This is a genomic window from Protofrankia sp. Cr1, from assembly GCF_963555865.1.
Lineage (GTDB): Bacteria > Actinomycetota > Actinomycetes > Frankiales > Frankiaceae > Protofrankia.
This window is the reverse complement of sequence record NZ_CAUVXO010000098.1, coordinates 5,074-13,057: the sequence shown is the minus strand read 5'-3', so window position 1 is coordinate 13,057 and position 7,984 is coordinate 5,074. Positions and strand designations below refer to the sequence as shown.

The window sequence follows — 7,984 nt, the reverse complement described above, 5'->3', positions numbered from 1 at the left end:
GGACGCCTGCGGCACCAGCCGCTCGACCTCCATCCGCCACACCGGGTCCAACCGTTTGACGCCCGGCTTGAGGTCGCTGGCCCGCAGCCACTCCGCCACCGGTGCGAGTGCGAGACGCCCGGCCAACCCGAAGCACCGCGTTGTGGCGACGGCCGCCCCGCTGTCGCGGGCGATGGTGGCAAGCTCGGCAACCAGCCGGCTCTTGCCGACCCCCGCCTGCCCGGACACCACCACCAGCCCACTGCGCCCGGCGGCTGCCTGTTGCCATTTGCTCACCAGCAGTGCCGCCTCGCCGTCTCGGCCGACGAAGCCCGCCCCGGCCGCACCCGACCGTCTGGGCCGTCGATCCGTTGGCACCCGGTCGGGTTGCGGTGCGCCGCGCCGCCCGAACAGCCGCTCGACCACCCTTGTGGTCTCCGGGCCGGGGCTGACCCCGAGCTTCTGCTCCAGCACGGATGCGCAGCGGTGGTAGGTCCGCATCACGGCCCCGCGGTCCCCGGACTCGGCCTGCAATTCCATCAGGACGCGGTACCCGACCTCCTCCAGCGGCTCCAGCTCGACGCGACGCCGGGTGACCTCGATCGCGCGGACGCGGTCGCCGGATGCGCGCCACCCGCGGACGGCCTCGTCGCACAGATCCGTGCATTCCCGGCACAGCAGCTCACGCTGATCGAGAACCCAGTCGTCGTACATCCCGGGCAGCAGGTCGCCTCGGTACTCGGCGATCGCCGCTGCCGCGTGACGCAGGAAACCGGAGTGGTCACCTGCCGACCGGGCCGCGGCCGCCGCCAGCCGCTCCGTCCGGAAGACGCGGACGTCGACCCGGCAGGTCGGGGTGTCCCGCCAGGTCAATGCCGTCGGTTCCACCACCAGGGAGGGGACTTCACCTATCGCGAGGCGCAGGTTGTGCAGCTCCCGCCGCAGGTTCGTGCGCGCCTGGGCCTCGCCTGAGTCCGGCCAGAAGACGCCGGCCAGGTGCTGTCTGCTTTGCGAGACCTCCGCGTGCAGGACGAGGTACGCCAGCAACGCGATGGAGCGCGGCGACGGCGAGCGTCCCCCGACCCTCGCCCCACCCGCGACGCGCTGTTCGCTCAACAGACGTACGTCCAACATGGCGAGAACCCTCTCCGGCTCCTCGTACCCATGATCCTGGCACCACATTCTCGCCCATCGACTCGGCTTCAGGACGTATCTGATCTGGTGGTCGGAGTGACCCTGGGGCGATGCGCGGCGGCAATCGACCTGCTGGGGCCTTCAGGTGTTCCTTGCAAGGGCCGTCATGGGGCGTCGGCATCGGTCTTCTCCGTAGCGGCCCGTCCGCAACCTTCGGAGCGAACAGCAGCGGCCCGGGTACCTCCATGGTCTGGTGGCACACTGGTCGTGGTGAAGCCATCAGGAAACCGTAGTTCTGCCGACGTCCCAGCTCCACGCACCTCGGCCCACGCCGACGAGGACCGCCAGTGTCGAATGCCCGATCGACTCGCGCCGTGCCGGCGCGTAGCGCGCATAGCACGCAGCGCGCCGAGCCGACGTTGCTCTACATGATGAAACAGGTTGAGTTGGTGGTCCGCTCGCACCTGGACGAGATCTTCCGGCCGATCGGACTGACCGCCCTGCAGTACACGGCGTTGACCGTGCTGGAACGGCACCCGGACATGTCCTCGGCGCAACTCGCCCGCAATTCCTTCGTCACGGCGCAGACCATGGCCGACATGGTGACCGCCCTGCAGGAGCGTGGCCTGATCGAGCGGCACCGCGATCCCGATGACCGTCGGCGCCTGGTGCTGGCCCTCACACCCGACGGGCGGCAGCTGCTGAGCGCCCACCGGGACAAGGTCAGCGACCTGGAGACCGAGATGCTCGCCGGGGTGAGCGAGGAGCAGGCCGCCGAGCTGCGCCGGATCCTGCTGGTCTGCCGCGCCAACCTGGTTGGGCACCCGCCGCACTGAGCGGGGCCGTCGGCGTAGGCGGATCGGAGGGAAGGGAGAGTCCATAGTCAGGTTTCCTGTTAAAAACTATCAGGAAACCTGTACATCGCACGATTCGTGTGGCACGCTTCACACCCAGCCGAACCCACCGGCACACGGACGCTGGAGGCCACCCGAATGACCATTCTCAACCGACCCGCAAACGACGTAGTCGTGACGACACCGCCACGCGGCCTGACGCGCGGCACGCTGGCTGCGGCCGCGCTGGCGGTCTGCGTCGCCCAAGTCGGGCTGGCGATCCCGGCCGTGCTCAACGGTCAGTTCCAGCAGGATCTGGGCACCACCTCGTCACAGTTAACCTGGATCTCCGACGCGTTCCTCGTCCCGGTCACGCTCCTCGAACTCACCTTCGGGGTCATGGGTGACCTGTTCGGGCGCAAGCGCCTCCTGGTCGGGGGAACTATGCTGCTCGCCCTCGGGCAGTTCCTCGCGGTCCTCACCCCGGGAACCGGCAGTTCGACCGGGACCCGGGTGCTGGTGTTGTGGTTGGGCCAGATCATCGCGGGCGTCGGTGCCGCCGCGATCTTCCCGACATCGCTTGCCATGATTGCAGCCGGCACGCACACCGTCCGTGACCGGTCGCGCGGCATCGCGATCTGGGCGGCGGCGTTGGCGTCGGGTGGCTTCGTCTCTCCGGTGCTCGGCGGCTTCCTGGCGCGCTACGGCTTCGGTAGTGATCCCTACGCCGGCTGGCGGTGGGCGTTCGTGGCCGTCATCGTGCTGTCAGTGATCAGCATCGGCGTGTCGGTGCGGTTTGCCCGGAACTCCGCGGCCCCCGAGGGTCGCTCGCTCGACTGGCCGGGGCAGATAACCATAGCGGTGGCGTTGTTCGCGCTGTTGTACGCCGTGATCCAGGGTCCGACGAGCGGCTGGCACAGCGGTGGCGTGATCGCCGGATTCGTGCTGGCTGCGCTGTTCCTGGTCCTGTTCGTGCTGGCGGAGCGCCGCTCGGCCGCGCCGTTGCTGCGGCTGGAACTGTTCGCCAACCGCGCGTACTCGGTCGCCGCGGTCGCGACGGTCATCGGCATGTTCGCCTACCTCGGCACCGCCTACTCCACGAGCATCCGCCTGTCGGCGATCCAGGGGTTCACCCCGCTGAAGACCTCGATCGCGTTCATCCTGCTCAACGTGATGACGCTGGTGTTGATGCCCTTCACCTCGCGCGTCCTCGAGCATTACAACCCGCGGTGGACGCTGGGTATCAGCTTCGCGCTCGTCGCAGTCGCCGACTTCTGGCTGTCGGAGGTGTCCGCGACGAACCTGTCCATCGCGCCGATCGTGGCTCCCCTGCTCATCGCCGGTGTCGGGTTTGCGGTGGCACTGTCGGCTATCACGGCTGTAGCGGTGAACACCGTCCCCAATCACCTCGCCGGCATGGCGAGCGGGTCGACCAGCCTGCTGCGCGACTTCGGGTTCACCCTCGGGCCGGCCATCATCGGCGCGATCGCGCTGAGCCGCGCCGCCGCGGAGGTCTCGCACAAGGTCAGCAACAACGCCGCGTTGGCCAAGGCCCTGGAGGCGTTCAACAGCTCGGCGGCCGGCGCGCCGGCGGCGCAGCAACCAGCGCTGCATGCGGCGATCGGCGCGGTGAACTCCGGACCACTCGGGGCCAACGCCGTCCCCGCCTCGATAGCTCTGCCCGATGGCACGGTCATCCCGTTCAACCCGCTCAAGGACGTGGCCTTCCACGCTCTTGATCACGCCTACGCTCTCGGGTACGTCGTCTGTGGCGTTGCCGCCGTGGTCGCCGCTGTGCTGGCGGCGGTCGGTCTGGGCGGCCGGTCGCACGAAGTCATGATCACTGAGGAGAGTCTGGCCGGGTGAGATCGGCAACCGGGTCGTGGTCGGCGCCGCGGTCGGCCAGCCGCGGTCGGCCAGCCGTTGTCGGCCAGCCGTTGTCGCCGCAGCGTGGATCTGAGATAGTCAGGAAACCTGTTTAATTGGGCGGTCGGCCCGGCTGGTCGTCGCGGCACGCAGCCCCAGCGAGAGGAGTCCACGGATGACGTCAGGACGGGGGACAGACGGCCCCCTCGACGGCAGGGTCGCGATCATCACGGGCAGTGGCCGGGGGCTCGGGCTCGCCTACGCGCGGGCGCTCGCGGCGGCCGGTGCCGCTGTCGTCGTCAACGACGTCGACGCCGAGGTCGCCGACGCGGCGGCGCGATCCATCGCCGACACCGGCGGTCGGGCCGTTGCGCACGTTGGCGCCGTCGGGTCCACCGACGTCGCGCAGGCGCTGGTGGACCGCGCGGTCGCGGAGTTCGGCCGCCTCGACATCCTCATCACCAACGCCGGCATCCTACGTGACACGGTGTTGTGGAAGATGACCGACGAGGACTTCGACGACGTCGTCAGCGTGCATCTGCGCGGCACGTTCACCTGTGTGCGCGCCGCCGCCACCCGCATGCGCGAGCAGGGGGAGGGCGGCCGCATCATCTGCGTCGGCTCGCCCACCGGCCAGGTCGGCAACTTCGGTCAGACGAACTACGCGGCGGCGAAGGCCGGGATCGTCGGCATGGTGCGAACCTGGGCGCTCGAGCTCGCCCGCGCGCGGATCACCGTCAACGCGGTGATTCCCGTGGCCGCCACCGGCATGACCGAGACCGCACCGTTCCTGAAGCCGTACGTCGACGCGCTGCATGCCGGTGAGCCGGTGGCGCCCTACGCCCGCCGTGAGCTCAGCTTCGGGCCGCCCGAGGACGTGGCGGGGCTCCTGGTGTTCCTCGCCTCTGACGCCGCCGCCGACGTCAACGGCCAGGCCGTCGGGCTTGGCGGCGACCGGCTCGCGCTGTGGTCGCATCCCACCGAAGCGGTGGTGGCCTTCGCGGACGGCGGCTGGAGCGCGCAGGCGATCGCCGACGTCTGGCCCAAGGAGTTCACCGGCCAGCTGCAGACCGTCGGCCAGACCTTCCCGCAAGCCTACTAACGGAGTGTCGTGATGGGTATCGACCTCGACGCGGTCACCGCGATCGACACACACGTGCATGTCGAGTCCGACGGCCACGGGCACTGCTCGCTGGACGACGAACTGATGGCGGCGTCGGCGGCGTATTTCAAGGCGGGGGAGAACCGAACACCCGACCTGGCCGCCATCGCCGAGTACTACCGCGAGCGCAACCTGGCCGCCGTGGTGTTCACCGTCGACGCACACACGGCCACCGGCCATCCGGCGCTCTCCAGCGAGGACATCGTCGCCGCGGCGGCGAAGTACGACGACGTCGTGATCCCGTTCGCCTCCGTCGACCCGCACGACGGGGCGTCCGCGGTGGACCGACTGCGTGACCTCGCCGCGGCCGGGGCACGTGGTCTCAAGCTGCACCCGTCCATGCAGGCCTTCAGCCCGAATGACAGGACGCACTATCCGCTCTACGAAGCCGCGGCCGAACTCGGCCTGCCGGTCGTCTTCCACACCGGTCAGACCGGTATCGGCGCCGGTCTGCCCGGCGGGCGCGGCATCAAGCTTCGCTACTCCGACCCGATGCTCATCGACGACGTCGCCGCGGACCACCCGCAGCTGACCGTCGTCCTGGCCCATCCGTCGGTGCCGTGGCAGGACGCGGCGATCTCGATCGCGACGCACAAGGCGAACGTGTTCATCGATCTTTCCGGCTGGTCGCCGAAGTACTTCCCGCCGCAGCTCGTACGGGCCGCCAACGGCCTGCTCAAGCACAAGGTGCTGTTCGGCTCGGACTATCCGGTGATCACGCCGGACCGGTGGCTGACCGACTTCGCCGCGCTGGACATCAAACCGGCGGTGCGGCCGCTGATCCTGAAGGACAACGCCGCGCGCATGCTCGGGCTGGCGCGGACAGGAGGATGACGCGATGCCGGACTACGGACTGGGCAGCTGGCCGGCTCGTCGGGCCCGCATCAACGGCGCGGACGTGGCGTTACGCCAGCACACCGAGCCCGCAGAGCACAGCGAGCCCGGAAAGCCCGGAGAGCACAGCGAGCACAGCGAGCAATCGGCAGACCGCAGCCTGACCTACGCCGAACTGGCCGCCCGGGTCGAGCGTCTGAGCCTGGCGTTTGCCGAGCTCGGCGTGGGCCACGGCGACCGGGTCGCTTACCTCGGCCCGAACGACATCGCGACCTTCGAGGTCTTCTTCGCCACCGCCCGGCTAGGCGCGATCTTCGTCCCGTTCAACACCCGACTGGCGGCGGACGAGGTCGCCTACCTGCTCGACGACGCGCGTCCAACGGTCCTGGTCTACGGCCCGGAGCTGGCCGATCTGGTGGTCGCGGTGGACCCGGCCGCACACGGGGTCGCCGCGGTCGTGCCGGTGGCCGGGTCCGGGCCGGGTAGCTACGCCGCACTCCTGCACGCCGCGGCGGGGGCTGGGGCGGGGCACTGCGTGGTGCGTTCGGAGGTGGCGCTGTCCGACGACGCGGTGATCCTTTACACCAGCGGCACCACCGGCCGCCCGAAGGGCGCCGTGCTCAGCCACGCGAACATGACGTTCAACACGATGAACCAGTTGGCGCACGTGGATGTCCTGACCAGCGACGTGGCCCTCTGCATGGCTCCCCTGTTCCACGCGGCCGGGCTCGGACAGGTGAGCCTGCCGACCCTGTTCAAGGGCGGCACCGTTGTCGTCGCTCCGAGATTCGACCCGGGCTACGTGCTGTCGGCGATCGCCGCGCTGCGCATTGCGTCGTTCTCCGCCGTGCCGACGATGCTGCAGATGTTGTGCGAGCATCCGGACTTCGCCGCGGCGGACCTCAGCTCCCTACGCTTCGTGATCTACGGGGGGTCGACGGTAGCCGAGCGTGTCGCGGTCGCCTGGCAGCGCCGTGGCGTGCCGCTCCTGCAGGGCTACGGGATGACCGAGGCCAGCCCCGGCGTCTACCTGGCGGTGCCGCAGGGCGCGGCAGCGCGGCCGATCTCGATCGGCGTGCCGCACTTCTTCACCGACGTGTCACTGGCCGCCGGGGCCGACGAGCCGGAGCCGGGGACGTCCGGCGAACTGCTGGTGCGCGGCCTCAACGTGTTCCGCGGGTACTGGAACCGGCCGGCGGAGACCGACCGTGCCTTCACCGACGGCTGGTTCCGCTCCGGTGACGTCGTGCGGGTCGCGCAGGACGGTTGGGCCTACGTCGTCGACCGACTCACGGATGTGATCATCTCCGGCGGGGAGAACGTCTACCCGGTCGAGGTCGAGGCGGTGCTCAACGCGCTGCCGGGCGTGGTCGACGCCGCGGTCGTCGGGGTCGCCGACGACCGCTGGGGCGAGGTCGGATTCGCCTTCGTCATCGCTGACCCGGATGCCTGGACCGAGGAGTCCTTGCGGGCCGCGTTGCGGGGCCGCCTGGCTTCCTTCAAGATCCCGAAATATGTGCTGTTTGTCCCGGTCCTCCCGCGAACCGCCACCGGGAAGGTTCGCAAACAGGACCTTCGCGCCACGGCGGCCGGCGCGGCCACCGCGGCCGGGACCCCAACCTTCCATTGAGGAGACAGACCGTGTCCACAGTCGTCGACACCCTGGCCGACCTGACCCCGCTGGTTGGAACGAGTCTGGGCGCCAGTTCGTGGGTAGAGATCGACCAACACCGCATCGACACTTTTGCCGATGCGACCGGCGACCAGCAGTGGATCCACACCGACCCGGCGCGGGCCAAGGACGGGCCGTTCGGTACGACGATCGCGCACGGCTATCTCACCCTGTCACTGCTGATCCCGCTGTGGTCGGAGTTGCTGGACGTCCGCGAGGTCCGCACCAAGGTGAACTACGGCCTGGGCAAGGTGCGTTTCCCAGCGCCGGTTCCGGTGGGGTCCAAGGTGCGGGTGACGGCGACCCTGGTGGGGCTTGAGCCGGTCGACGGCGGGATGCAGCTCACCATCGACGCGGTGATCGAGCGCGACGGTGGTGGCAAGCCGGTGTGCGTCGCCCAGCCGATCTTCCGCTTTCTCATCTAGAGCGTCCCCTGTTGCCGGTCGCTCTTGGTCTCGCGGCACTATTCACCTGCGACGGCACCAGGTAAAACCGAGATGGGGA

General features: G+C 69.5%; 7 protein-coding genes. 6 read left to right on the top strand and 1 reads right to left on the bottom strand.

Features of this window, described 5'->3' with window-relative positions:
• A partial coding sequence (locus U9980_RS10700) for a BTAD domain-containing putative transcriptional regulator (RefSeq protein WP_322767777.1) occupies positions 1 to 1,113 on the bottom strand: 1,113 nt, incomplete at its 3' end.
• A gap of 428 nt (positions 1,114 to 1,541) precedes the next feature.
• Between U9980_RS10700 and U9980_RS10695 the strand changes: the two genes are divergently transcribed.
• The 6 genes from U9980_RS10695 (at position 1,542) to U9980_RS10670 (ending at position 7,905) form a co-directional block, all read left to right on the top strand.
• The gene (locus U9980_RS10695; RefSeq protein WP_416210222.1) at positions 1,542 to 1,949 is read left to right on the top strand and encodes a MarR family winged helix-turn-helix transcriptional regulator; all 408 of its coding nucleotides are present in this window, start codon (positions 1,542 to 1,544) and stop codon (positions 1,947 to 1,949) included.
• Between the two features lie 156 nt (positions 1,950 to 2,105).
• On the top strand, positions 2,106 to 3,812 hold the full coding sequence (locus U9980_RS10690) for an MFS transporter (RefSeq protein ID WP_416210219.1): 1,707 nt from the start codon (positions 2,106 to 2,108) through the stop codon (positions 3,810 to 3,812).
• Between the two features lie 175 nt (positions 3,813 to 3,987).
• Positions 3,988 to 4,914, top strand: a complete 927-nt coding sequence (locus U9980_RS10685; protein ID WP_322767774.1) for an SDR family NAD(P)-dependent oxidoreductase — start codon at positions 3,988 to 3,990, stop codon at positions 4,912 to 4,914.
• An 18-nt stretch (positions 4,915 to 4,932) separates the two neighbouring features.
• Positions 4,933 to 5,808, top strand: a complete 876-nt coding sequence (locus U9980_RS10680) for an amidohydrolase family protein (protein ID WP_322749334.1) — start codon at positions 4,933 to 4,935, stop codon at positions 5,806 to 5,808.
• A gap of 4 nt (positions 5,809 to 5,812) precedes the next feature.
• Positions 5,813 to 7,438, top strand: coding sequence for an AMP-binding protein (locus U9980_RS10675; RefSeq protein ID WP_322767773.1), 1,626 nt, complete (start codon positions 5,813 to 5,815; stop codon positions 7,436 to 7,438).
• A gap of 11 nt (positions 7,439 to 7,449) precedes the next feature.
• On the top strand, positions 7,450 to 7,905 hold the full coding sequence (locus tag U9980_RS10670; protein WP_322767772.1) for a MaoC family dehydratase: 456 nt from the start codon (positions 7,450 to 7,452) through the stop codon (positions 7,903 to 7,905).
• Positions 7,906 to 7,984 lie beyond the last annotated feature (79 nt).